General features: G+C 29.7%; 1 protein-coding gene. It reads left to right on the forward strand.

What is annotated here, in order from left to right; all coding sequences use genetic code 11:
- Positions 1 to 40: 40 nt before the first annotated feature.
- A partial coding sequence (locus IE142_RS38420) for a MutS-related protein (RefSeq protein WP_229831273.1) occupies positions 41 to 596 on the forward strand: 556 nt, incomplete at its 3' end.

Below are 596 nucleotides of genomic sequence, written 5' to 3' on the forward strand. Positions count from 1 at the left end.
TATAGGTGGCGCCTTTATCATGTTCTTTAAAAAAGTGTTTATGTTAGATTACTTTTTCTTTCATAAAATTCAATCTACATACTCCAAATATCAAGAAGAATTACTGACTTGTTACGACTATATAAGTACTCTAGATAATCACTATTCATTAGCAATGTATAGACAGACATTAGATAAGTATTGTGAACCAACTATTACTGTAGAAAAGAAAGAAATAGACTTTGAAAATTTAGTACATCCTTTACTCGAAAATGCAGTATCAAATAGCTTAAAAGTAAATAATAATATATTATTAACTGGATCAAATGCATCTGGTAAATCAACCTTTATGAAAGCAGTAGCAAGTAATCTTATTCTCGCTCAAACATTAAACACTGTTACAGCAGACACCTTTATTTATCATCCTGGAGAAGTTTATACATCCATGGCTAATAAAGATGACGTTTTATCAGGAGATAGTTATTTTATGGCAGAACTAAAATCTATTCATCGATTGTTAAATACGAAGAGCAAAAACGCAATATATTGTTTTATTGATGAAATTTTCAAAGGTACAAATACCGTTGAGCGTATTTCTGCTTCTGAGTCCGTACTAA

Source organism: Streptomyces mutabilis (assembly GCF_014649815.1).
Taxonomy (GTDB): Bacteria; Actinomycetota; Actinomycetes; order Streptomycetales; family Streptomycetaceae; genus Streptomyces; species Streptomyces mutabilis.